We start from the raw sequence: 25,219 nt of genomic DNA on the forward strand, positions 1-25,219 counted from the left end.
GCAACACATTAACCCGCACAGAGGTACAGAATTTAAAGCATACAGTTTGGCTAATTTCTTTAGTGAGGAAGTGCAAAAAAATGTTAAAGAAGACGAGCATAGTCAAAGGCTTGCAGATGAATTGAAATACGAAGACTGGTATGTAGTTGATGAGTTCTATGGTACAAGCGAAGAAAAAGAATTAATTGAATTTATCAAAAATACAATCAATAATCTGAAAGAAAAGTACAAAGAAGTTTATCTATTAAGAAACGAAGAGCAGTATAAAATTTATGACTTTGGTACAGGACAGGGATTTCAGCCGGACTTTATACTCTTTCTAAGAGATAAGGAAAACTTATATTATCAGGTGTTTATTGAGCCTAAGGGTGAGAATCTTTTGCAAAAAGACGAATGGAAAAACAACTTCTTAAAAGAGATAACGGCAAGGTATTCTACTAACAATCTATTGAAAATTGAGGGTAAAGATTACAACCTAATTGGACTACCTCTCTTCAATGAAAAGCAAAATGGGGACTTTAAAGAACAGTACAATAAGCTACACCAGCAATAAACAGTAATGAGTATTTATTAAGTGAAAACCGCTTGCGCAACTGTTAAATACAAAAGACTGTCGCAAGAACAACCCCGCACTACAAACCGGTAAATATGCAGTAATTAAGGATTGGCAAGCCTCAACCAAGGGCAAGAATCTACGTTTTGTTAGTCTAATTGAATAGTTACCGTGGTGGCATAAGCCTACTTCTACCCACAAATCACATGACAAAAAGTTATTAAGGTATGCATTATTTTGTTAAATATAAAATAGTCATGGTCTTTAATACTTAAAGATACATTTGTGACTATAATATAAACATGTCGATTCCTAAGCTTCCGACTCTGGGGTTGTTGCTACTATTTGTGGCAATTTTAGGTGTTTTTATTGTTCAGAATAAGTACAACCCTAAAGATAATCCTTATGTATCCTCAATTATTGTCCCGCATCACGATTTAGTTGCCAAACAAAGAGAAGCCACATTTGAAAAAATAGCACCAAGAACGCAAAATCGGCACATAATTCTAATTGCCCCGAATCATTATGATAACGGTGCAGATTCTCTACAAACTAGATCTCAGCCGTTTACTACTCAGTATGGTAGTATTCCGATAGATAAACGACTGTACGATACGGCAACAGCTCAGGGAGTTAAAGAAACAGCCTCGACATTTGAAATAGAGCATGGAGTCAAGGCGCTTCTTTCTGATATTGCTAAGTTCTACCCACAAACGCCAATTCTACCGATTGTAATAAAACAAAATACTAAGCTAGAAGACTTAGAAAAACTTATGAATACGTTACATAAAACGTGCAAAGATTGTCTGTTGATTACATCTGCAGATTTTTCGCACTATCAGCCATATCAATTATCAGAATTGCATGACAAATTAACAATTAGAGGGCTACAAAATATTGATGGCAACACACTTGATACTCTGGCAGAAACTGAACCCATGCACCAGCTCCTGGCAACTACAATATGGGCAAAATTACAAAAAACTGACCGATTTGTTATGGATCAGCATACTAACTCTACTGAACTCACGAAAGACTATTACGCAGAAGGAACTACCCATATTATGGGTTGGTATGAACAAGGCAAGCCAGAACAGCCTGCACCTAGTGTAAGTTTTACGGTTACGGGCCCAATGGAGTTTAGTAGCCCGCAGAATGGAGCTGTCAAATATAGTCCATCAACGGCATTTAATGCACTAGGGAATCGAGTTTTGTGGGGGACGGATCTGGTACTTGGCGAACTTGAGCAGTTTCCTAATTCTCGAGAATTGCAAATTATCACTGCTCTTAAAAACCTAAAGTTTACCCACATACAAACTTCTAATTCTGTAGACGCACTAAGAGAACTTGGCGTTAATCGACTAAATAACCCGACAATTATAAATGGCTACCGACAGAGCTTGGCAATATTTTCGGGGAAACCCAGCGACATCAAAATAGAAGATATCAAGAAGAACCAGGCTGACAACATCATTATTTATGCAAGCTGGCAGGGTATTTCAGAAAAAGAACAACAAACTTTATCTCACTCCTGGATAGATTCTGGAGCGGATCTTGTTTTAGGATCAGGAGATTCAATCACAAAACCTGTTGAGCTGTATAACAATCGCCCCGTAGTATACTCTCAAGGCAAATTTTTTACTTCAAATAAGTCGGACCAAACTAGCCTAATAGTGACTGGGGAGTTCACCAACAATAAAATTAACTTACTGCCTTTGCTAATTAATCAACGTAGCTATCAGCCAATTTTAGACAGATCCACCCAAAGCGATAAACAAATATCTACAATGTTTTCAGAATTATCACCATATTTAATCGATAAAAGAGGTGGATTATTGTATTCTTTAGAAAAATAAGTAATACTTATGTTTATGTAATCAAGGTTAGTAATAATGGACGAAGAAACAAAACAATCAATCACCCCACAAGAGGAAACAAACACCAAATTAGACTCAACAAATACAAATATCAACCCCAATCAAACTATTGCCATACAGGATAATAACCAGCCTAAAGAAGACCAGTTAACAGTTGCAACAAATACTGAGCCCAATAAGGTTGATAGTAGCCCTGCAAACAAACCAGGTTCTTCAAAGAAATTGATAATCATCATAGTTGCCGTACTGTTAGGGTTAATTATTATTGGTTTTGCTGTGTTTTATGTATTGTCGTCTGGTTCATCTTCATCACCAAATCAATCCAACAACACACCCACTAGTACAACAACTACATCAAGTCCATCATCTTCACAGATTAAGGATATTTCATTTACTGGCAATCTTAAAGAGATTCAATACGTACCCATATTACAAGATGCTTGGCTACAGAAACAATATCCCGATACTGATCTTGATAAAATTAAACAGGACACTCATTTCTACAATATTGGCACTGTTGACAACAATGATTTGATAATTGGAGATTTTGGCGATATCCGAATAATGTTTGTTAAACAAGGAGATACATATATTGTGCTCCAAAAATATTCAAATTTTGAACAAGATAATTCCAGCTCTAACGATGTTAAAGCTTATGGAAATAATGTACAAATAGATAACAGTACGACTATTCCCTCGCTAGATATCAAAGACACAATCACATATAACGGAGTAACAGTGAATAAGACATCGACGTCCGGGTCTATCATCCTTAGTAAAGATGAGGCAAATAATATGACGGAGGTTGCCAAAATTGAACAAGGAACCGTATATGAGCAAGTTACCCCATTGGATGACTCTCCGGGAATTAAGAACATGTCTATCTTATTAAAACAACCAAGTGGACTATACGTTGTCTATCGTTATACGACCGATGTCCTAAAAGACGATGGATCCATGACAATGACCTTATCCAACGGGTCCACCAGTACAAAAAAGTACAATTGGGCAATGACACATAGGGGTTGTAGCTTAGTAGATATCGTAAGCGTGCTAGATAAAGCCAATATTGGCGATCTAAAAGAAATTGGCAAGTCTAATAATGAAACAGTGTATGGTCTAAAATCTTCAGATAACCCTGTTATAAATTCTATTTATGATAAATATAGTGCCCACGGAAGTCGCGAAGGTGCTGTTAGTAAAGAACAGCTCTGGAAAGATAACGGAGTAGTAGTTGTACGGAATAAATTAGGTTATCGAGTAGTGCTTGTTAGTAACGATTATCAAACCCAGGGTGAATGTGGCAAGCCAGTCATATATTTGTATCCACAACAGAAAACTGATATTAAGGTTGAAGTAGGAGCTAAGGTTACTGTGTCTGAGCCAGCCTACGATACTGGCTGGGATGTAACTGCTTACCCAGATGGTCGTATATTTAATAAGAAGGATAGCAAAACATATCCATATCTGTTCTGGGAAGGTCAAGGTTATGGCAAGTATCCACGAATCACTGAAGGCTTTGTAGTAAAACGGCAGGATGTTGAAAAAACACTCCGAACTCATCTTTCGCTACTAGGATTAAATTCTCAAGAATCCGCCGACTTCTTAGAGTTCTGGCTACCAAATATGCCCAATAAACCATACCTGCGCTTAACTTGGTTCGACACACGGCAGATGAATGAACTCGCCCCACTTAAATTATCTGTACACCCAGATACAACTATTAGAATATTTCTAGATGCTCAAGGACTTGATAAGCCCATAGATATCCAACCCCAAAAACTAACCCACCCTGAAAGGAAAGGCTTTACTTTGATTGAATGGGGTGGATTACTATACAGATAGGTTCAGTGCTTGTTAGTAATACAGTTACATAACAAGAAGTTTAGCATTAGTTTACTGAGCAAGTTTTCTTAGAAATCTAGATTGAACCGGCGCCGTGAGCAACCAAATATGCCCGGTTTTGGCCAGTCAAGCGTTGAAGCACAGATATTTGCTGACTTTTGTCAGTAATAGCTAATACAACCATACATTTTGCGTCTGGATTAAGTTTTGGTTGGTCGCCAGTTTCTATTTCGGACGCATCTTTAACTACGAAATAAACGCGAGGTGCATTCGGACGTATATCGAATGAATACCAGATTGCTTCACTAGAATATTCTTTTGGGGCTCTGCCATTTTTCCCAAGCGATTTCACCGTAGAAGTTTGTCGTTCCCACGGCATATAGCCACCAAGAAGTAACTGCGCTTGATGATTTATAGCATTGGTAACTTTAGAGGCAATTTCTTCTTTATCTTGCGTTTCATTAGCGATTGTTTGAAGTTTATCTTCCATTCCATTAATCACATACACGACTCTAGATCCTGCACGTAATTCTGTTGCTCGACCCGTAAATTCCTCTCCACCATCTATCCATGGTAAAGTAAGTGATAAGTCGTCAATGTATTGTTCTGTGATAATATCAAGGGGGTTTTCTTCATCTATCTTTACAGTTGAGCTCATTGCTTGCTCGGCAAGCTGTTTTTGTCGCCTTTTTTGGCGCTTAGATAGTTTTGGCGCTTCTTCAATAGTACGCTGTTTTACACGTTTCAACTCATCAGGATCCAATGAGGCGTATGTTTCTGTTGTGGCCTCTAACAATGTACCACGCACTAAATCACTAATTTGTTGCTCAATCAGTTCGGTATTCTTTTTGTATAATGCTTTAGCTGAAAATACAGCAGGATTATTTGCGAACTCATCGATAACTTTCGATAACTTTATTACTTTCTTACGAATCGCTCTTAGAACCGGGCTATCCGGGGAATAGCGCAGAATATCTCGGTCAACATTTAGTGTATCTGCCTCTAGAATTAACTGCAGACCATCTAGGTTGCCCGATATTAACTCCTCATTAGTGGGTAGTGACGACAGAAGATTAGATAATTCCTCTATAACGCTAAATGTTGTACTTCCAAGCAATACACCCGCCTCTTCTTCAGACATGTCAGTAAATGATTGCTGATTGTATAATGCTTCATCAGGACTCAAGCTTGCTTCATTAATTGCCTGAATAAATTTTGGCACAACAGCGTTTGGAAGGTTTATCCATTTTGGTTCATCGGTCTCTTCATCAATAACCTCCACTTTGCCACGATTAATCCATTGAACAGCCTTATCTTTTTCGGCCCGTAAGGTTCTTTGAGCTTCATTCTCGGTAAGTTGATTGATAGTTTGATCAAACAGATCAACATCAAAACTACATCCTGAACTTAGTTGGCGCCATGAGTCATACAACTGATCTAGTGCAATCACATCACTAGGCAGAATAGGTAAGATACTTTTTCTTATCTGGGCATCCACACCCATTGCTATGCCAGCAGGTAGTCTTTCAGATATCGCCGAAACGTCTACATTAAACTGATTATCTTTTGGTATATGTAATGATTTATCCATATCAATCTATTATTGTATCATGTTTATGTATATTTGTCTACTCTCGATTGTTAGTTTTTGGGGTGAGTATTCGATAATCACCTTGTTGGGGTATAATGTATGTACATGGCATTAATAACTGTTTCCACTAAAAAGGATTTCGAAGAGAAGGTGATCAACAGCAAGAAGACAGTACTTGTTGATTTTTGGGCTTCCTGGTGTCCACCTTGCCGAGCTATGGCTCCGATACTCGAAAAGGTCGCAACAAAACTTGATGATAGCGTAGACATAATAAAAGTAGATATCGAAGAAAATACCGAGAACCACCAACTTGCGATTGAATACGGCGTACAGAGTATTCCGAATATGCCGATATTTGTTAATGGCAAAGAGCAAAACAGGTTAGTAGGCTTGGTGCCAGAACGTGAACTAATTAATATATTAAATAGCTCATCAGCAAAATAAGCCTGCCGTTATCTATATCTCTATCAAAGATTCAATGTCAATTGTTCTGTGACAGAGAATATAGCTTCATCATCAGCGATTACCTGCCTCAATTATTGGTATATATTGGCAGAAATACACTATATTTATGCATACGTGATAACATGTCCAAAGAAATTTAACGATTGCCGTTCAAAATTGCTTGATAGTTCTTAATTGCGCTAACAAAGAACATTATTGTGATGCTCATTATCATTACCAGTGATAGTAAAAGGTTGGTTGTTTCTGTCTTTACTAGCATAGTAAGTACTAGCAAAATAGTTTGAGCAGTTATGAGCCGACCTATTGATGGCAGTATCATCTTTTGCTGATCCCATTTTTGTGTCTTTGACAGCTCATCATAAAACGCTAAAGTTACTCCGAGTATAAACAACATAGCCACTACCACCCAAGACATATTTATGTATTTAATAACGAAATAGCTAAGTAAACCAACTCCGATGGTGCATGCAAATGCACTGGTAGCCGTAACTACTTTTACGGAATGCCGTAACAAGAATGTAAGTTTGCCAAACTTTTTATCGCCCTTAACATCCCTAAAATCCTTCAATAATACTCTCGAGAAGAACAACATATACAAACCTAAAAGTACCAAAACAACACTGGCGCTATAGCTACCAGCAACCACTATAGTACCCAATATAAAGGGCAGAACTACGTATCCAATAGGCAACAGAGCTGGAGCCAGAAGCCCTCTATAGGACACACGTATTGGTGGCATTGAATAAATATAATTCAGCAGAATAAGCAATAAAAACAAAACTGAAGACTGCCATGAAATAATCAAGAGCATTAATGATCCTAGTATTGCAGAAGCAATTGCTATTATCACTAACGAACCAGCGTTTGTTTGATTATTCACCAAGGGTCTATCAAGCTCCTTTTTGAGATTTATTTTATCAATCTCAAAATCCGCTAAATCATTTATTGAAGTAGCATTTATATACCAACAAGCCAAGCTAAATAACCCGACTAATATATACGAAATTTTACCAGAGATTACCGCACCTATGGATTGGTTCTGAATAAATACCGCCAGCTCAATCGCCACAAAATACTGTAATGCTATAACCATATATGTTTTGGGACGCAATAATGATACGATAGTTTTTTGCCTAAATATGGCTCTATCTACATACATTTTGATGAACCAGAAAGCTCACAAGCACGCACACTCAAGAACATTGCTACAACAAAAAACGTGATTGCATACGATACGAATACAGCTACAAAAGCAAGAATAGCAAAGAATATCGCACTAGATGGAGCCTTTGAGAGAACTTGCCCAGTTTTTTGCAAATGCTTTGTTTTTTCTCGTGCAATAATTATTCTACCGACAAGTATCCCTAATGCTAAACCGACGACTGGACCTATGTACAAGAATATCTCACCTATCATCGTCACCAATGGCTCTGAAGGCACAATAAAGCCAATCAACATTAAAACGAAAGCACATACCGAAATAATAAGCACTGTCTTGCCCGAGGTTGAGATACGCTTTTTGGTAACGGCTTGTTTGTTTATTAACGCATCGGCGGCTATTTGCGCATCATTTTTATTTTGAAGTATTGTTTGATCATTAATTTCGTTAGATTCTACAGATGACTCTACACTAATGTGATCTGTCTTTGATGGAGGTTCGTCACTGATATTTTGTGGCATGTTTTATCCTTATAATACTCAGTTTACTACACTTACTAGATAATAAGAAACCATCCTTTACGCATCAAAGAACTAGCGTTATTGCTGACAAAATAATTGGTAACGTCAGGTTGTCGCTCCCGTAAGGACTTATTAATTCGCATAGACTCACCATGAAAGCGATAGCAATTGCATTATGAACAGGTACTACAAACACACATATAATAAAGGTAGTAGCTAGGCAAGCAACACTGCCGACTAAAGTCTTCCCAAAGAATAGCCTTGGAGATTCTATCTTTTTTCCAAAATAATATGCCGATGTGTCAGCAATACCTAAAATGAGCATACTACTAACGAAATACTGCTGGTTGGTTGCTAGAACGGCAGATATTGCTACGCCCAACGGCAAAAAAACCTCACCCAATGATGCCTCTCTGCGGTCTGACAAAGATTCAAGCTTTAAAATATATCTCGTAACAAACATCAGAACACAGAATACTATTCCTAATAGAACGAATATTTTATAATCTACAAATAATACTGTTAATAAAGCCACAATTAAACAAACACCGACATGAATCACCTTACGCGCATTTGGTCTAGATAGCTTTTTTTGACGACACAACAATTCAATGAGTCCAATATAAAGGCAAATTACCAAACTAGAAACCACCATTTGTAATGTTTTGTTCATTAACATATTATCTTGGTAATTTGTTTGATGCATTGCTCAGTAGATTGACTAGAATCAATAATATAATCAGCTAGCTTGCGCCCAGCCTCTATCTCTGACGCTAGAGCATCTTTATCTATTCTTGATTGATCACCACGAACATTTAGTCTTTCGGATAAAGTTTCGATAGGAGCATCAATCTCGATCACTACGGGATTAGAAAATAACTGACGAAACCTGTTAACCAGTGGTGCTCGAATTAAGATAAGTCGTCTATTACTATCATCTGATTTTGGCAATCCATAACTATACCCAAATGCGTTGTATGTACCCACAAATACTTGTTGCTTTTCCAGCTCAACAAACTTTTTTTGATCAACAAAAACATGACTTTCGTCCGTACTGCTTCTTTTAGGTCGAGTAGTATATGACCTGACCAAACTAATGTCTGGTAAGCGTTCGACCAAAATATTGGCTAGATGACTTTTTCCAGCACCAGATGGGCCAATAAATGCAAAAGTTTTAATACGACTAGGCACATTCATAATTATACTTGCCACACTTCATTTAATGAACTCTTTATTGTTTGCTAATTAATTGCAATATACTCACGGATGAGCGAAGCTATGACGATCCTAGTTCTGCTAACTCTATAGGGTACAAAGTCGTGTTTAGGTATGAGTTGGCCTAATTTCTATATCCAGAAGATGTTGTATGATTATTTGCAAAGAATATCTCTAATAGAAATTGGATTGGCCGAACCAGACGTTATCCCTAACACCACGTCGTTTTAACCAGCAACCCTTCTGATTGTGTATATGGAGCCTGTCTAACAGTTGATGGTGGCTTTTTGCCGTCATAACAACACGAGTTATTCGGTGTAATAAATTATCTATATCTCTATCAAAGATTCAATGTCAATTGTTCTTTCAACTGGTAAATGCAAATAGTCGCTCTGGTTACGTCGATTTCTAACCATAAATATATATAGTGCTCGACGCCATTTGCTAATTTGCCGTTCGGCAGATTTTGGTACAATCTTCGCCAAAGATACAAAGTAATGTGCGTGCTCTGGGTTAACATTCAGCTCTGCTATACCTGTAACTTTTTCTAGTGCATGTGGAACATTAGGGGAGTCATGATAGCCAAACTTTATGTTTAGGTACATGATCTTGTCATGGTCATTACCTAAAGGATTGTATTCAAAACGATGTTTTGTGCCGATGTGTGGCACATTGGCTATATCTACAGATACGATCAAGACTTTTTTATGTAGTTCTTTTAGTTGATCGACACTAGCATGCAGTGCAAGTGGAGCATATCCAGGATGATGACCGATATATATAGCCTCACCTGGAATACGATTTAAGTTAGTCTTGGTATGAATCTGTTTAACATATTCTACCAATGACCCTTCGCGAGATTTGCGCACCTCACTAACTAAATGCTCGCCCCTACGCCAGATAGTAATTATAGTAATCATTAATATTGCAACAACAACAGGGAACCAGCCACCATGTGGTATTTTCGACAAGTTTGAAAAAGCAAATAGCAGTTCAAGTGGTAGTATCAACAAAACAGCTACAACCAAGTTCCATCGCGATAATCGATTGGTGCGCATAATTAATGCGATCAGCAATATTGTATCCATTAGTAATGCGCCACTAATTGCCACACCAAACGCGCCTGCTAACGCCGATGAAGACCCAAAGGTCAGCACTAAGCCCAACACCGTAAAAAGTAGTACGGCATTAACGATTGGTATGTAGATTTGACCTGATTCTTCGTCCGAAGTGTGACGAATTTCAATATTTGGCAAAAAACCAAGATGCACGGCTTGCCTGGTGAGTGAATAGGCGCCAGATATAACAGATTGTGAGGCAATGAGAGTAGCAAAAGTTGCCAAAATCACTATTGGTACAAATGCCCATGATGGAAACAGATAAAAGAACGGGCTTGAAACCGCCTCTGGCTTTGTGAGCAGAATAGATCCTTGAGCCAAATAACACAGTATCAAGGCAGGGAAGACAACCACAAACCAAGCTTTAGCAATAGGGCGCCTTCCAAAATGACCCATGTCTGCATACAAAGCTTCTGCGCCAGTAATAGCCAATACCACTATCGACATAGACAAAAACCCAACCCAAGGATGAGATACAAAAAAACTTACTGCATAGGCAGGATTAAGGGCATGTAAAGAATTAGGGTTCTGTAAAATTTCTGCCAACCCAGCCAGCCCTATTACCAAAAACCACAAAAACATGATTGGACCAAACAACTTACTAACGGCATTTGTGCCAAAACGTTGTAACGCAAAAAGTATCAGCAAAACGGAGACCGTAATTGGGATAACAAATTCTTTAAGACCAGGTGCAACTACATTAAGACCCTCGATAGATGACAAAACAGATATAGCAGGAGTAATTGCACAGTCGCCATAAAACAGAGCAACGCCAATAATTCCGGCAAATATCAACCATTTTCTTGTTTTTTTATTGAGCTTTATGTCACGAAGAAGGGCAGTAAGCGCCATAATACCACCTTCGCCATCGTTACTTAAACGCATTAAAATGCCGATATACTTAATGCATACTACTATAATTAGTGACCAGATTATTAAAGAAACGACCCCAAATATATTTGCCTGATTGATTCCGATATTTATCCCGTGCTTGCCAAATAAGACCCCTAAAGCATAGATCGGGCTAGTGCCGATATCGCCAAATACCACTCCTAACGCGCCGAGCGCCAAGATAGATTCTGCTGTTCTTTTTCTGGTCATCTAGCATTAAGTATAGACTACTTTTTGGCAAGAAAGTTTGATTCTCTAGGATTAATAATATTTGGGGGTAAACTAGTTGCGCATTTGTAGTAGCGCTGTGGTGTACTCTGACAGAGACTCAACAAGCTTAACCAGTGATGATTGCGGGCCATATGGATTTTCTATCAGCTCATTATTAAGCACTCCGTCTTTATCAATAGATTCATCAACCTTATTTGAAAAATAAACAACTGGTGGCACAGTAATCGCACCTACTTGAGGCAACACTGCGCGTAATGTTGAAATAGCTTGAGCACCACCATTTGATCCATGACCAACCAATGCAACTGGCTTGTCTTCCATTTGATAGTCTAAGTGATCGATAGCGTTCTTTAATACAGCGGATGTTGATCTGTTGTACTCTGGGGTTACAATAACATATCCATCAAATTCAGAAATCTTATCAAGCCATTTTTTTACGTTAGGGCTCGGATTTCTGCTGGGGTTGTACCGAGGACTGATTGGCTCTTCCATAAAAGGTAGGTCATAATCCTTCAAATCTATGATCTCTGTTTGAGCAGAGTTTTTTAGTTCGTTATTAATCCAATTTGCCAACTTGTCGCTAACACGGTTTTGGCGCACACTACCGATTATTATTGCAATCTTCATTACTTATACTCCTATTCTTTATTTGATATTAATTGCATGTTTTAGTCATGTAAATCTATTTTAGCACTCTTGACACGAGAGTGCTAGTTTTTTATACTTTTAGGTAGGGGTGAGAGCTCCGAATCATCAATATAACGTAATAGAAAGGGGTACGTTTATGACTAACCTAGCAAAATGGGATCCGTTTGCTGAGCTATCAGCTTTGCAAAAACAATTTTTTGGTGACGACTGGATGTCGCCCTATAAAGGTGTAAATATTCCAACTACGGACGTTTACATGAAGGACAATAGCCTGATTGTCGAAGCACATTTACCAAATTTCGAACAGGACGATATTAATGTTCAAGTCGAAAACAGTACACTAGTAATAAGTGCTCAGCGCCACGAAAAAGAAGAAGACAAATCAAAGAACTATGTTGTTAGAGAAAGTTCTAGTAGCTTTTATCGCCAGATTGCCTTACCAAAAAGGGCAAATAGCGACAAGATTGATGCACATCTTGACGATGGTGTACTAAAGGTGCAAATACCATTAACGCCACTGCCCGAACCAAAAAAGATAGCTATTGCGTCTAAGTCAAAGAAGAAATAGCAAATAGCACAGAGCTGGGGTGTAAAAACCCCAGCTTTTAGTTTTGATCAAGAATTAACTAAGAAGGGCGAATTTATGAAACCAATCATCATCGATGTTCGCGAACCAGAAGAATATGCCAAAGGTCATGTTGATGATGCAATCAATATTCCACCATCTGAACTGATGAGTGGGTCAGAATATATCAACGGACTAAACAAAGATACGCCATTAATTTTGTATTGCGTGAGTGGCAGTCGGTCTAATGTAGCATTGCAACTTTTAAAACAACAAGGGTTTACTAACCTAACCAATGGCATCAACGCCGACCACGTCAATAAACATTACGGCATATCATAAACCGATCTCTTTGTTATTTATCAATAGCTAAGGTATATACGTATATGTATAATGTTTAATGATGAACATCGTACAAAAGTACTTACAGAAATACTTCAACATATTACCTCTTATATATTTATTCGTGTGTGTTTTTATGCTAAGAAGTAGCGTAAAAATGATATATCTAGCTAGTGCTGTCTTGATAATTTTGACATTTATCGCCCAATACAAACATAAACTCGATTCATCAACTAAACTAGCTAGGTGGATGATTGTTTTAGCCTGTATTGGGTTAAGTTCAGCGGTGATTCTATCCATTGAAAAAGTCGAGATTCTATCCCAGCCAGAGCACATTGCTAGCTGTAGTCTTAGCCCGATAGTAGCGTGTTCGCCTGTAATCAAAAGCCCTCAGGCTAGTGCTTTCGGCTTTGCAAATCCATTCATCGGCATCTTTGGATTTAGCACCGTATTAACTGCAGGCATGACCATACTTGCAGGTGCGCGCAACCTAAAAAAAGCTTGGTGGAGAACATTGCTTGGTGGTATTACATTTGGAGCGGTATTTTGTAGTTGGCTATTTTATCAAGGGGTATTCAATATTGGTAAGTTGTGCCTGTATTGTACTTTAGTTTGGATAGTCACCTTCACATTATTGTGGTTCGTATCGGCATATTGCGTAAGTAACAAATATTTAAACCTTAGTAGCAATATCAACAGTTTATTGTTAAAGAAAAATGAACTAGTAGTTGCTACAATTGTAATAATATTAATGCTAATTTTTTACAGGTGGTCAAACTATTGGTTGAGCTTGTTTTAACTTGATGAGATATCAATTAGCGACTAATCTTTCTTAACTATACGTCCACAGCCTAATCTGGGTCCGCCACTGATTCCAGAGCCACTCTCGCCAGAAGAGTAGGGATCTGGATTAGCATGTATCATTATCGAAGTACCTTCTTTAGGTTGCAATATAGAAACTGGCCCATCAGACAGGGTTATCCTGGTAGTAATAGCTTCTAGCTCCCCGTGGCCTTTATCATCAACCGTAATACTAGGCAGATCGCCTGAATGATAACCATGATTAGCGTCTGGGTCTGAGTTACCAAATGGGCCCGGATCAAAGTGCCCACCAGCACACTTAAAGCCATCACATTCACAATCACCTTTTTCGTGAATATGAACCGCATGCTTTCCGGCAGTAAGAATTGCTGGATCTCCATCAATAACTAGTGAAACATGGACATACTTCCAACCATCAACATCAAATTCTTTTAGATTCAATTGGCCGGACAAACTTGTGCCCTGAACTTTCGCGGTTGCCTCATTTGTTAATATAGCATTCTCTGCGTCTAGTCTAACTTTCATATCATCTCCTCGTATTTACATAATCAATTATAGACTGACAAGCAAATCAAAGATATCTGTTTTATAATTTCGTCAGACATTGCAAACAAAAATAAATATACTAACCTCTGTTAATTAGGCGCAATAAACAGATAAAGTGCAGACAAAATCACGACAGCAATTTGATTATGCTAATGCTATACTTTATGTAGTCATGCGAGCACTGGGATACCTTTAGTTCACAGGCTTTATTATCATCAAGTTGCCAAACATTTGTCCCTGGCAAACTTACAAACAAACTGTTTCGTGTTATGAATAATCCGATGGAACGGTCGGTGAGTTTTATCAAGAAACAAATAATTAATTCCGTTCTTCTCGTTAACAATATTTTGCGAGACTCTCTTTAATTTATCAAAAAGGAATAACTATTATGACAACTATCAATCAAACTATTGACGTAAATGCTTATTATTTTGCGGGGCAAAAACATCTGCGATCCTTCCCAAAACAAATTATATATAATCAGCAAAATCACACCTTTGTTGATGGTATGCAATACCTAATAAAGCATGGTACTAGCACAATCAGACTATTTGACATGACAGATGGACAATCAATTTTTCGCTTACGCAATGATGGTAGTTCCTGGACATTGATTGGAACCAGGTAAATGCAGGTATTAGTTAATCCTCAGCGTCTACTCAAAATGATAACGTAGTCTATGTGTGTTGCCAGATACGGCAACGTATACAAAAAGCTCAGCTTTCATGATTGGAGGCTTCAGCTCATAAGTAGAAAGGAGGAATCAATTAGACAACGATACAGGCGTATACTTGCGGTTCTGAGTATCTTAACTGTGGCTGGATTAATATCTGCGACAAGCTTAGGTACAGCATCCGCACAAGGTACGCCTAATCACCGCCAAAATCTTATAGACACAATTGCTACAAAGTTCGGGCTTGATAAAGCCGAGGTTCAAAAAGTGTTCGATGAGGAGCGTTCTTTAAGAAGGCACGATCGCTCAAAGCAAGCAAAACAACGACTTGACGAAGCCGTAAAAGATGGCAAGTTAACTCAAAGTCAAGCTGATGAGATCCTCAATCAAGCACAAAAATTTGAATCTTTCCTGGATGAACTGGATGAAACCAATGAAGATAAGCGCCGAACTTTAATCCAAAACAAGAGGGCAGAAATCAAACAATGGGCTAATCAAAATAATATCCCCAAACGATTTGTTCATTTAATATTTCAGCTACCTATAAGAGATGGTATTAATTATCAGGTAAACTAAAAGGAGGGTATTAACAATCAAGCGCCACCGGTATAAATATATACCGGTGGTTTCTTAGTATATTTTCAGCTAAGAAGCACTATAATGTTAATATTATGCGTGTTCTAATTATCGAAGATGATCATAAGATTGCTAATTCAGTTCGCAAGGGTCTACAAAACCAAAGCTACGCTGTTGACGTTTGCTATGAAGGGATAGAAGGACTAAATACTGCAAAAAACACCGATTACGACTTAATTATTCTAGACAGGATGTTGCCAGGCATGGATGGCTTAGAAATATTAACGACCCTCCGTAAAGAGGGAAACCACACTCCAGTACTGTTGCTAACTGCCAAAGATCACGTTTTGGAGCGAGCCGCAGGGCTAAATGCTGGTGCTGACGACTACCTCGTTAAGCCATTTGCTTTTGTTGAACTAATCGCCCGAGTTAGGGCATTACTAAGAAGACCCCAACAAGCACAAGATGTTAAACTAACATACAAAGATGTGGTACTTGATCCAGACACCTTTAGTGTAACAAGATCTGGAAAACAAATAGTATTATCTCAAAAGGAATTTGCGCTTTTAGAGTATCTAATGAACAACCCAGGGCGAGTCCTCAGTAAGGAGGCCATAATGGAGCATGTTTGGAATTATGATTCGGATATACTACCGAATACTGTCGAGGTATATATTGGATATTTGCGCACAAAGATTGACAAACCCTTCTCAAAATCACCCACACTAATACATACCCGACGAGGCTTTGGATATGTGTTCGGAGAAATTAACTAGTGTTTAAAAAGGCAATAGTTCGACTGACGGCAATATATTTATCGATAATTATGGTGATAAGTATTTTCTTTAGTATAAACATATACCTATTAGCAACGAGAGAGTTAGACAGAGGATACGGCAGGAACAGTCAGCTAATAATAAATGCTCCAAATGATTTACCAAACTGGCTAAAACGACAACTACTAGAAAGCAGTAAATCTATTATTGATGAAGCACGAGCCAAGGTATTCATTGCGCTATTAATAACCAATGTAGGAGTTTTGGTTGTCGGAGGCTGGATTAGCTACATACTCGCTCGCCGAAGTTTAGAACCAATAGAAGAAGCCCACGCTTCACTGGAAAGGTTCACTGCAGATGCAAGCCATGAATTACGAACTCCTATATCAGCCATGAAGAGCGAAATAGAAGTTGCACTGATGGAGTCAAAAATATCTGATAAAGATGCTCGTAAATTACTTCAAAGCAATCTTGAAGAGCTTGATGTTCTCACAAAACTCTCTGACAATTTGTTAACAATCGCCAGATTAGGCGACCAACACCTTGTGCTTAAAAAGCAAAATATACAAGATATTGCCCAAGAATCAATTGATAGAGTTTTATCTCTCGCAGAAAAAAAGCACATTTTAATCAAAAACCAAACCGACAGTAAAATTTGTGCATCAGTTAATCATGCAAGTCTAGTTGAGGTATTGGTCATATTACTTGATAATGCTATAAAATATAGCCCAGAAAAAACCACTATAACCGTAGGCACAAACAAGAAAGACCGTAATCCAGAAATTTTTGTCGAAGACCAGGGAAGCGGGATAGCAAAAACCGATATTCCGTATATCTTCAATCGTTTTTATCAAGCTGATACTGCCAGAAGTACTCAAAATCGTTCTGGCCATGGTCTAGGACTATCTATAGCCAAACAGATGACAGAAAAGATGAATGGGTCAATAAAAGTAGCCAGTAAATGGGGTAAAGGCTCGAAATTCACCATCCTACTCAACCCATAGCAACACAAGTAAATTTGACAATTCTACAAATAAAGAGTACAAATATAACTATTAATAATTTGAAGGAGGATGCGGATGGACGCAACTGGACTTAAAGTAATGTGGGAATCCATGATCTTGCGCGGTGTTGCCGGTATCTTATTTGGTATCGCAGCTGTGTTTTGGCCTGGAATAACATTAGTAACATTGGTATATATCTTTAGTATATATATCTTGGTAAGCGGTGTCATCGAAATCGTTGACGCAGTTCGAGCAATCGTGGCACACGATTCGTGGATCTGGAAACTGCTATTAGGTTTTGTTGAACTAGGTGTTGGTGTATATCTTGTTCGTCACCCAGGCGTATCATTTGCTACCCTAATCCTACTAATTGGATTGGTCTTGATCGCTCGAGGAGTATTTGAGGTAGTGCTAGCTCTACTAGATGATTTTAGTGCAACCGAAAAGACGCTAATGATCATTGGTGGGGTACTTGCAGTGATTGTAGGTATCGCAATCTTAATGCAACCAGCAGCTGGCGGAGTAGCTTTTGTCTGGATTCTTGGACTATACGCATTGTTAACTGGCCCAATGTGGATTGCGCTAGGTATTGATGCCAAGAACTCAATCAGCAAGCCAAAAAAGAAATAGTTTTTTCTATCCAAAACCTATAGATCCACTCTCAATATGAGGGTGGATCTATTATTGGTGGTGATAAGGATGATTGTTAATGATGCAACCACTCCTATATAGCTGTTCGACTAATATCAAACGAACTAATTGATGAGGAAACACCAACTTTGATAAACTCCATATGCTATCCGACTTATTCTTGACATCCTCACTAACACCATAAGCACCACCAATTATTATCACTAAACGTTGGTATCGACCGACATTATTTATTCTTTGTAACATCTCTGCTAACAGATAATTATTTTGTTGAGTTCCATCTTCATCAAGAAGTAATACATAATCGTCAGCACGGATAACCTCAAGTATCTTTTTTGACTCTTGTTGAATTTGGTTATTCTGATCGCCTTTACCTGGAGAGATAATTTGCCAGGAAATTTTATACCCAAGCTTTATTAACCTGTTTTGATATTCAAAAATTGCATCGGCAAGATTATCGGCATGTTTCTTTCCAACGCAAACGATATTAATCTTCATTATTGATACCGTAGTGCATCGATTGGGTCTTTACGCGATGCCCTAAAAGCAGGTGCAATACCAAAGACTACCCCAACAATTACAGCTACTCCTACGGCGATTCCAGCAATTCTAAAATCAACTGCTGGCTCCAATTCTGTTGTCATACGTATAACAAAATTAACAACTAAAGATAGAATAACGCCAATTATACTACCAACAATACTTAATATTATTGCTTCAGTCAAAAACTGTCGCATAATCTGGCGGTTGGTGGCACCAACCGCTTTTCTTATGCCAATTTCTCGCGTTCGCTCAGTTACCGAAACCAACATAATATTCATAATTCCTATCCCGCCCACAAATAATGAAATCCCAGCAACTCCAGCAATCATGGCAGTTATCAATGATAACGTATACGATGTTTCGTCCAATGTCTTGCCTTGTGTGAAGATAGTAAAATCTTCTTGTTGGTCGTGTGCGGTCATTAAGCCATCGTGGATTGTTCTCGTAACTTTGTCTAAATTATTTTGGTCTTTTGGTTTTGCAAAAATTTGGAATACCTGTGCATTACCTTCACTTAATGTCTTACCAGTTGTGTAGGGAATAAAAACGGCATTATTGTAATCACCACCTGGTGTTACCGGGTTGTTCTCGAATTCCGAAAACACTCCACGAACGATAAACTCTTCGCCACGCATTTGAAAAGATTTACCAATTGGTACATTCTCTTGAAACAATTCTTGAGCTGCTTTTGAACCGAGCACCGCAACATTTCGGCCTTCTTCGCCAACAGTAAAAAATGAACCGTATTGAACTTTATGATTGATTAACTCTGGTAAATTATAGCTGGTTCCAATTACTAAACCTTTGTTAAATTCGCGCCCATCGTATCGTGGCACAGCACTAACAATACTAAGTGGAGCGCTAATTTTCACTCCGTCTGATTTTTCGACAATCTTTACATCTTTATCTGTTAAAGTGGCACTAACATTACTAAAAAGATTTATACCCAACACTCCATTTTGGTCAGGGTTAAATGACTTACCTGGCCTAACAGTAATTAGATCATTACCAAATTGACTCAACTGATTGCTAACCTGCTGTTTAACACCTTCTCCTAAAGATACGGTTACAATAACCGAAGCAACACCAATAATTATTCCTAGCATAGTCAATAAACTACGCCACTTGGCAGTTTTTATTGAATGAAGTGCTAGCTTTGTGTCGCCGTTCATCATTTTGTATGACTCCTTTTTCGGCGATGTTTCTTTGATTTATGGTGTTTGTTTTTGGTAATTCCTAAATTATCAGGTATGGTTTGCATAAGGGCCGAAACACCGGCTAAATCATCTTCTTCTGTAGTAGTTGGTGCAAAATATAATGCACGACGGATAGCTTTAGGCACTTCGCCAATTGCACTTTTTTCATCATGTATAATAACACCGTCGTGCATATATATTACTCGATTTGCGTATCGGGTTAACTCCGGGTTATGCGTAACCATCAATACCGTATTCCCAGATGCATGTATCTCGCTAAGCAGTTCCATAACCACACGACTAGATAGGCTGTCAAGATTACCGGTTGGCTCATCAGCGATCAAGATACTAGGGTTATTAACTAGCGCCCTAGCAATGGCCACTCTCTGAATTTGCCCTCCACTTAATTGCCTTGGATAAAATGCCTCCTTGTCACTCAAGCCAACTCTTTCTAGGATCTCTGCAGATCGCTTCATACGTCGTACGGGCGTCATGCCCTTGTATGCCAAGGGCAAGGCAACGTTTTCAATTGCTGTTAGTTTTGGTAGCAAATTAAAAGACTGAAAAATAAACCCAATATTGTCTCGACGCAACTTTGCGCGTTGATTAGTGCGTAGTTTTGAAGCCGATCGTCCATTCAGCTTATATGTGCCGCTCGTTGGGTGATCTAGTAGCCCAACAATATTCATTAGGGTTGATTTGCCGGATCCACTAGGGCCCATAATTGCCACAAACTCTCCTTTTTCAACCACAAAATCAACTTCATCCAAAGCCACAGTGGCGGCGTCTCCAAATCCAAATAGCTTACTAACTTCGTTTATTTCTATCAATGGCATTATATCTAGTTTACGCTGTTAATTGAAAAACTCGCAAGAGGTAATGTTAATTTTAGTGTAGTAATTTTTAAGGTGGCAGTTACTGCCAATAAAAAAATAGGATTTTGAGAATGTAATACTTATGGTTTTCTGTTATAATTATCCAAGTCACAAGAGTTAGTTTATGGAACCCGAAGCAATAACAATTACCCTGAATCGTGAGTTATTTACAATACTGCACCCTCTATACACTCTCTTATACTTACAATTAATACTAAATTAACCCAAGAGCATGAATAATCCATCTATTGACGCCAATATTATTCGACAAAATCGCCCAAAATCAACAAATCGCAAAGTTATTGTGTTGCTAGTCATTTTTCTGCTTACTTTAGGTATTTGTGCAGGTTATCTAACATACAAAAATTCACTAAAATACAGGGAGCTTCAGGCAATTCAGAACAGCATGCAACAAGCACTAGACAATAACACAAACCTTCAAGAAAACGAACTCAATAAAATGGCTCAGGATATTCATAAACTGCGTCAAGAGCAAGCAGAATTTATCCCAAAGCAATTACAAGATCAATATGATCAAATTCTAAAGAAGCTCGAGCTTTTGTCTCACTCCAATAATACCAATGTGGCATCTGTTGCTAGTAATCTACTATTGCAACTATCTAATCAGGCGGGTAGTGGTATATCTGTTGGAGGACCCAATAACACAAATATCTCAAACTCTGGTGTAATTTCTATAAATAATGCAACGGGTAATATATCTATTCAGGGCACTCCAAATCAAACTACAGTCACCCAAAACGGAAGTACAACCACTATCGGTACCACACAAGATATTGCGCCATCCAGTAATCCAACCTTCTCAGGTTTACAAATTAGTGGCACTACAAACACTAATACCTTATCTATTAATTCTTCTGGCACGCAAAATGGTTATGCAATTTGTGATGCGTCAAATAACTGTGGTTATTCTGGTGCAGGCAGTTCGTTTGTGCAGGGTGGCAATAGCTTCGGAAATCCAGCAAACATTGGCACAAACGACACGCAACCGTTAAATGTCGAGACTAATGGCGTTACGAGGCTTAGTATTGACGCAATTGGTAACTCAACCTTTACGGGAAATGTTTCATCTAGTGGGACTATATCTGCAAATAATTTGAGCGGTGATGGTAGCGGGGTTACGAACGTAGATGCTACTGCGCTAAATGGCAATACCGCAGGGAATAGCAACGGACAGATAGCGATAAATAACGGCACAGTAAACACAAACTTGAATGCAGACCTGCTGGATGGACAATCTGGTAGCTACTACCAAAACGCTTCGAATATTTCTTCGGGCACTCTTGCCGATGCTAGGTTGTCCGGCAATGTAACTCTGCAAGGCAATAGCTTCAATGGGGCTAATCAGTTAGTACAGTTGACGGGCGCAGGAGCATTGCCTGTACTCAATGGATCTGCGCTGACAAATATAAATGCCGTAACGCTTGCGGGACAATCTGGTAGTTACTACCAAAACGCATCAAATATTAATACAGGTGCACTGTCAGATAGTCGACTGAGTAGCAATGTGCCGCTAAAAAATGCGATAAACACATTCACCAATACGAACAACTTTGCGGGGATTACATCTACGGGTATATTGCAGGGTGGTTATCAGGTTTGCGATGCCAGCAACAACTGTAACTATGCAACATCTGCGCAGTTTGCTAACGCTATTTTGCAAGGTGGTAATAGCTTCGGCACTCAGATGACTATCGGAACAAATGACAATCAATCCCTAGCTATGAAAACCAATGGGTCAATAGCTCTAACCATTTTGCAAAACGGGGATACAAGCATCGGCACAAATTCCGATCTTGGTCAGCTAGGTGTGGAAAGTACAGCTAGTAACAAAATAACTCTTGTTGTTAAAAAGAGCGCTAGTCAGTCTGTAAGTATGCAAGAATGGCAAGCTAACAACGGCTCTACTTTAGTAAGGGTTGATAACTGGGGCTCAATTCAGGGCTTTGGTACAGGAGGCTTCATTGCTTATAACCAACTACAAGCAAGAGGAAATGCACAGCCATACATCACTCTAGGTAATGGCGGTTCAGGCAGTGCTGGTTATGAATGGGCATTCACGTCTAATGGCAGGGTGTTTGAGCTGAGGGGAGATCATACTAATGCAAATCCTACGTGGCCAAGACTCTATATGTCGGTAGATAATGTAAATGGCACATTAAGCAAATATTCCATTGATCCTACCGCGGTATCAATGATAATTCAAGGGGCGTCTGGGCAAACTGCAAACTTGCAAGAATGGAGGAACAGTAGTAATGAGGTGGTTGCTTCGTTAAACTCTATTGGCAATACGCTAACACTAGGAAAAGTATCTACAACGGACCCAAGTTCAACAATAACGCTACGAGGTTCATACAATAGTGGTTCAACGACCCTAACTATTAATAGCGGTGGGTCTGATGCAAGTATAATTAGTTCTGGTAGTAGCAATGCCCTAGATATAGGAACGAATAGCTTTCATGGCCTTATGTTTAGGGCTAGTGGCCAGAGGGTAGGTCAGATCAATTTGCAAGGCATGAGGATAGGTGGGGCTAGCGGTAATCCAGCGGGTCAACTAGATGTAAATAACCAATCTGCTTCGAGAGTAGGGGCGGTAATAAGAGGGTTTACGGGGCAAATAGCTAACTTGCAGGAATGGAGAAACTCATCAGGCACAAGTTTGTTGAGTGTTAGTGCAAGTGGTGTCTTGAATGCTCCCGGTCAACTAATAATGATGGAGGGTAATGGCGGCAATACCCGTATTGGCAGTGCAACGCAACATTTCTCTCATGACAATGGCAAGGGCACATTGCGGTCTACAGATACTGTTGCGTGGTTGCAGTTTACTACTTCTCAGGCTTTAGGAAATGGATTTAGACTAGTAGGTTCCGACGGTGCTAGTGATGGAGATTTTGTTATGTACTCATCAGAAAATTTCTTTCAGCAGAACACTATTGAGCGCCTGAGGCTCGTCCATGGGGGAGTGTCTGGAGGAGCACTGCAGGTGCGGGGTGTTTCTGGCCAAACGGCAAATTTACAAGAATGGATGTCGTCATCAGGGACAGTGCTTGCCAAGATTGATGCATCTGGCAACTTGACCGTAAAGAATGCCACGGTAGAAGGTGCATACATAACATTTAGTAACAATATACGTGGTTACAATGTACCAATAACTGCATCTACGACTTCTCAGTCTGTAACGTTCTCTACGCCACATTCCGATACGAATTATGCTGTATTTTGCACCCCAGATTGGGACACGACTTGCTATGTAAACAACAAGACAGTTAACGGCTTTACCCTGAACTTCGGCACAGCAGCCCCTGCCAGTCAAAAGATGGATTGGTTCGTAGCGAGATAGGAATAACATGTTGTCATTTCTATTCCACAACATAACGTGTAATGTTACTAGCTGTAAAAAATAAGATTTTGTATATAATATAAACCAGTAACCTAAAAATATAATTAAAGGAAATAAATGGATCAGATTAGAAAAGCCCATCCACGCAAAGTTACAAATAACGAGAGTGAAGCGTATAGTGCCCAGTCATTTCAAGCACCTCGCAAGCAAACAAAAGCTAACAAAAAATACCGCTGGATAGTGGTTGCTTTACTGGTGTTACTGTTAATAATAGGGTGTATTGTGGCTAGTTATTTAATGCTATTCAAGAAGAAAACAGACACCCATCTCGTAGGCGTTAATAGTGATCAATACCAGGCCTTATTCTTAACTAACGGACAAGTGTATTTTGGAAAATTGTCTCAATTAGATAAAGAAACTATTAAAATCAACAATATATTCTACCTACAAGTCCAACAACCCGTCCAACCAAAAGACGATAAGCAACAAAACGAAACTCAACTTATTAAACTCGGGGAAGAGCTTCACGGCCCAAATGACGAGATGTTTGTTAACCGTAGTCAAGTCTTGTTCTGGGAGAACATAAAAGATAACGGCAAGGTTGGAGAAGCTATTAAATCCTACAATAAGTAATAGTGACTATAGATTTCGAAACGCATAAATATTGTAGCTAGTATATTTTTCTAAAAGTAAGAATTTATCATATAATACTAGAATTCGGAGGGGTGCAGGAGTGGTTGAACTGGCACGCCTGGAAAGCGTGTAGGCGGGAAACCGTCTCGAGGGTTCGAATCCCTCTCCCTCCGCCATAAATCGAAACTATTTTTTGCGATAGCGTGGTACTGATTTACTATACAGAATATGCAAGTACTGAATGTGCATTGCATTTATAAGAAAAATGTTTTCAACGTTAATTAATGACAACCCCGACAATTCCTCGTTTCAAAAAACATTTACTTTTTTGGCATCTTATATGTAAAATCAACCAAGTGCTAGAACTTTCTCATTTAAAACCCATAAAACAAAGACAAGATATCTATTTTTTGTGACTTCATGGAACTTAACAGTATACATATCAAGTAAATCTGACTATATAATATGGATGTTTATCTCTTAGCTACTCGAATATCCCCGAAACAAATTTGATATAAAAATATATTACGCCCAAAACTCACAGT

Annotated in this window: 25 protein-coding genes and 1 tRNA gene; 15 read left to right on the forward strand and 11 right to left on the reverse strand. The window is 38.7% G+C overall.

The annotated features are described in order from the left end of the window. From H6793_00005 to H6793_00015, 3 genes are all read left to right on the forward strand, one after another. On the forward strand, positions 1–553 hold a 553-nt coding region (locus H6793_00005; GenBank protein USN95541.1), incomplete at its 5' end, for a type III restriction endonuclease. 302 nt (positions 554–855) lie between these two features. Further along, positions 856–2,409: an AmmeMemoRadiSam system protein B gene (amrB, locus tag H6793_00010; GenBank protein ID USN95542.1), complete on the forward strand. Its 1,554-nt coding sequence runs from the start codon at positions 856–858 to the stop codon at positions 2,407–2,409. A 36-nt stretch (positions 2,410–2,445) separates the two neighbouring features. Next, entirely contained in the window at positions 2,446–4,275 is a 1,830-nt protein-coding gene (locus H6793_00015) for a hypothetical protein (protein USN95543.1), read from the forward strand. 76 nt (positions 4,276–4,351) lie between these two features. Here the strand turns inward: H6793_00015 and H6793_00020 are convergent, their stop codons facing one another. Further along, a complete protein-coding gene (locus tag H6793_00020) occupies positions 4,352–5,866 on the reverse strand; it encodes a hypothetical protein (GenBank protein ID USN95544.1) in 1,515 nt (504 codons plus the stop codon). A gap of 105 nt (positions 5,867–5,971) precedes the next feature. Between H6793_00020 and trxA the strand changes: the two genes are divergently transcribed. Then, positions 5,972–6,310 (forward strand): thioredoxin, encoded by a 339-nt coding sequence (gene trxA, locus H6793_00025; protein USN95545.1) that lies wholly within the window; start codon positions 5,972–5,974, stop codon positions 6,308–6,310. Positions 6,311–6,467: 157 nt separating this feature from the next. Here trxA and H6793_00030 read toward each other — a convergent pair whose 3' ends face one another. The 6 genes from H6793_00030 to H6793_00055 all read right to left on the reverse strand — a co-directional run bounded on the left by H6793_00030 (position 6,468) and on the right by H6793_00055 (position 12,093). Next, on the reverse strand, positions 6,468–7,490 hold the full coding sequence (locus H6793_00030) for a UbiA prenyltransferase family protein (GenBank protein ID USN95546.1): 1,023 nt from the start codon (positions 7,488–7,490) through the stop codon (positions 6,468–6,470). Next, complete coding sequence (locus H6793_00035; protein ID USN95547.1) at positions 7,481–8,011, reverse strand: hypothetical protein; 531 nt, start codon at positions 8,009–8,011, stop codon at positions 7,481–7,483. The genes H6793_00030 and H6793_00035 overlap by 10 nt, the downstream gene beginning before the upstream one ends. Before the next feature lie 64 nt (positions 8,012–8,075). Next, entirely contained in the window at positions 8,076–8,684 is a 609-nt protein-coding gene (locus H6793_00040; GenBank protein ID USN95548.1) for a hypothetical protein, read from the reverse strand. After that, a complete protein-coding gene (locus tag H6793_00045; GenBank protein USN95549.1) occupies positions 8,684–9,208 on the reverse strand; it encodes an AAA family ATPase in 525 nt (174 codons plus the stop codon). The genes H6793_00040 and H6793_00045 overlap by 1 nt, the downstream gene beginning before the upstream one ends. A gap of 347 nt (positions 9,209–9,555) precedes the next feature. Then, entirely contained in the window at positions 9,556–11,445 is a 1,890-nt protein-coding gene (locus H6793_00050; GenBank protein ID USN95550.1) for a KUP/HAK/KT family potassium transporter, read from the reverse strand. A gap of 72 nt (positions 11,446–11,517) precedes the next feature. Then, complete coding sequence (locus H6793_00055; protein ID USN95551.1) at positions 11,518–12,093, reverse strand: NAD(P)H-dependent oxidoreductase; 576 nt, start codon at positions 12,091–12,093, stop codon at positions 11,518–11,520. Positions 12,094–12,250: 157 nt separating this feature from the next. Between H6793_00055 and H6793_00060 the strand changes: the two genes are divergently transcribed. From H6793_00060 to H6793_00070, 3 genes are all read left to right on the forward strand, one after another. Next, the gene (locus tag H6793_00060; protein USN95552.1) at positions 12,251–12,682 is read left to right on the forward strand and encodes an Hsp20/alpha crystallin family protein; all 432 of its coding nucleotides are present in this window, start codon (positions 12,251–12,253) and stop codon (positions 12,680–12,682) included. 75 nt (positions 12,683–12,757) lie between these two features. Beyond that, positions 12,758–13,021 (forward strand): rhodanese-like domain-containing protein, encoded by a 264-nt coding sequence (locus H6793_00065; protein ID USN95553.1) that lies wholly within the window; start codon positions 12,758–12,760, stop codon positions 13,019–13,021. 136 nt (positions 13,022–13,157) lie between these two features. Next, positions 13,158–13,820: a vitamin K epoxide reductase family protein gene (locus H6793_00070; GenBank protein USN95554.1), complete on the forward strand. Its 663-nt coding sequence runs from the start codon at positions 13,158–13,160 to the stop codon at positions 13,818–13,820. Between the two features lie 23 nt (positions 13,821–13,843). Here H6793_00070 and H6793_00075 read toward each other — a convergent pair whose 3' ends face one another. Next, entirely contained in the window at positions 13,844–14,368 is a 525-nt protein-coding gene (locus H6793_00075) for a superoxide dismutase family protein (GenBank protein USN95555.1), read from the reverse strand. Positions 14,369–14,777: 409 nt separating this feature from the next. Here H6793_00075 and H6793_00080 point away from each other — a divergent pair, with 409 nt between their 5' ends. The 5 genes from H6793_00080 to H6793_00100 all read left to right on the forward strand — a co-directional run bounded on the left by H6793_00080 (position 14,778) and on the right by H6793_00100 (position 18,048). Next, the gene (locus tag H6793_00080; protein ID USN95556.1) at positions 14,778–15,017 is read left to right on the forward strand and encodes a hypothetical protein; all 240 of its coding nucleotides are present in this window, start codon (positions 14,778–14,780) and stop codon (positions 15,015–15,017) included. A 51-nt stretch (positions 15,018–15,068) separates the two neighbouring features. After that, entirely contained in the window at positions 15,069–15,638 is a 570-nt protein-coding gene (locus H6793_00085; protein ID USN95557.1) for a hypothetical protein, read from the forward strand. 95 nt (positions 15,639–15,733) lie between these two features. Continuing rightward, positions 15,734–16,414 carry a response regulator transcription factor gene (locus tag H6793_00090; protein USN95558.1) on the forward strand — a complete coding sequence of 227 codons (681 nt, stop codon included), beginning with the start codon at positions 15,734–15,736 and terminating at the stop codon, positions 16,412–16,414. 50 nt (positions 16,415–16,464) lie between these two features. Then, a complete protein-coding gene (locus H6793_00095; GenBank protein USN95559.1) occupies positions 16,465–17,418 on the forward strand; it encodes a HAMP domain-containing histidine kinase in 954 nt (317 codons plus the stop codon). Positions 17,419–17,493: 75 nt separating this feature from the next. Then, a complete protein-coding gene (locus H6793_00100; GenBank protein USN95560.1) occupies positions 17,494–18,048 on the forward strand; it encodes a DUF308 domain-containing protein in 555 nt (184 codons plus the stop codon). Between the two features lie 51 nt (positions 18,049–18,099). On the opposite strand, the gene H6793_00105 is transcribed toward H6793_00100, so the two are convergent. Genes H6793_00105 through H6793_00115 form a run of 3 tightly spaced genes read right to left on the reverse strand, consistent with a single transcriptional unit; the run spans position 18,100 to position 20,644 of the window. After that, positions 18,100–18,567, reverse strand: a complete 468-nt coding sequence (locus H6793_00105; GenBank protein ID USN95561.1) for a 23S rRNA (pseudouridine(1915)-N(3))-methyltransferase RlmH — start codon at positions 18,565–18,567, stop codon at positions 18,100–18,102. Then, positions 18,567–19,787: an ABC transporter permease gene (locus H6793_00110; GenBank protein ID USN95562.1), complete on the reverse strand. Its 1,221-nt coding sequence runs from the start codon at positions 19,785–19,787 to the stop codon at positions 18,567–18,569. Before H6793_00110 ends, H6793_00105 begins: the two co-directional genes overlap by 1 nt. Beyond that, the gene (locus tag H6793_00115; protein ID USN95563.1) at positions 19,784–20,644 is read right to left on the reverse strand and encodes an ABC transporter ATP-binding protein; all 861 of its coding nucleotides are present in this window, start codon (positions 20,642–20,644) and stop codon (positions 19,784–19,786) included. Before H6793_00115 ends, H6793_00110 begins: the two co-directional genes overlap by 4 nt. A gap of 271 nt (positions 20,645–20,915) precedes the next feature. Between H6793_00115 and H6793_00120 the strand changes: the two genes are divergently transcribed. The 3 genes from H6793_00120 to H6793_00130 all read left to right on the forward strand — a co-directional run bounded on the left by H6793_00120 (position 20,916) and on the right by H6793_00130 (position 24,850). Continuing rightward, positions 20,916–24,041 (forward strand): hypothetical protein, encoded by a 3,126-nt coding sequence (locus tag H6793_00120; GenBank protein USN95564.1) that lies wholly within the window; start codon positions 20,916–20,918, stop codon positions 24,039–24,041. A 117-nt stretch (positions 24,042–24,158) separates the two neighbouring features. Next, the gene (locus tag H6793_00125; protein USN95565.1) at positions 24,159–24,674 is read left to right on the forward strand and encodes a hypothetical protein; all 516 of its coding nucleotides are present in this window, start codon (positions 24,159–24,161) and stop codon (positions 24,672–24,674) included. Between the two features lie 86 nt (positions 24,675–24,760). Next, positions 24,761–24,850: transfer RNA gene (locus tag H6793_00130), tRNA-Ser, on the forward strand. Positions 24,851–25,219 lie beyond the last annotated feature (369 nt).

This window comes from Candidatus Nomurabacteria bacterium, assembly GCA_023898625.1.
GTDB lineage: Bacteria > Patescibacteriota > Saccharimonadia > Saccharimonadales > JAGQNJ01 > HK-STAS-PATE-36.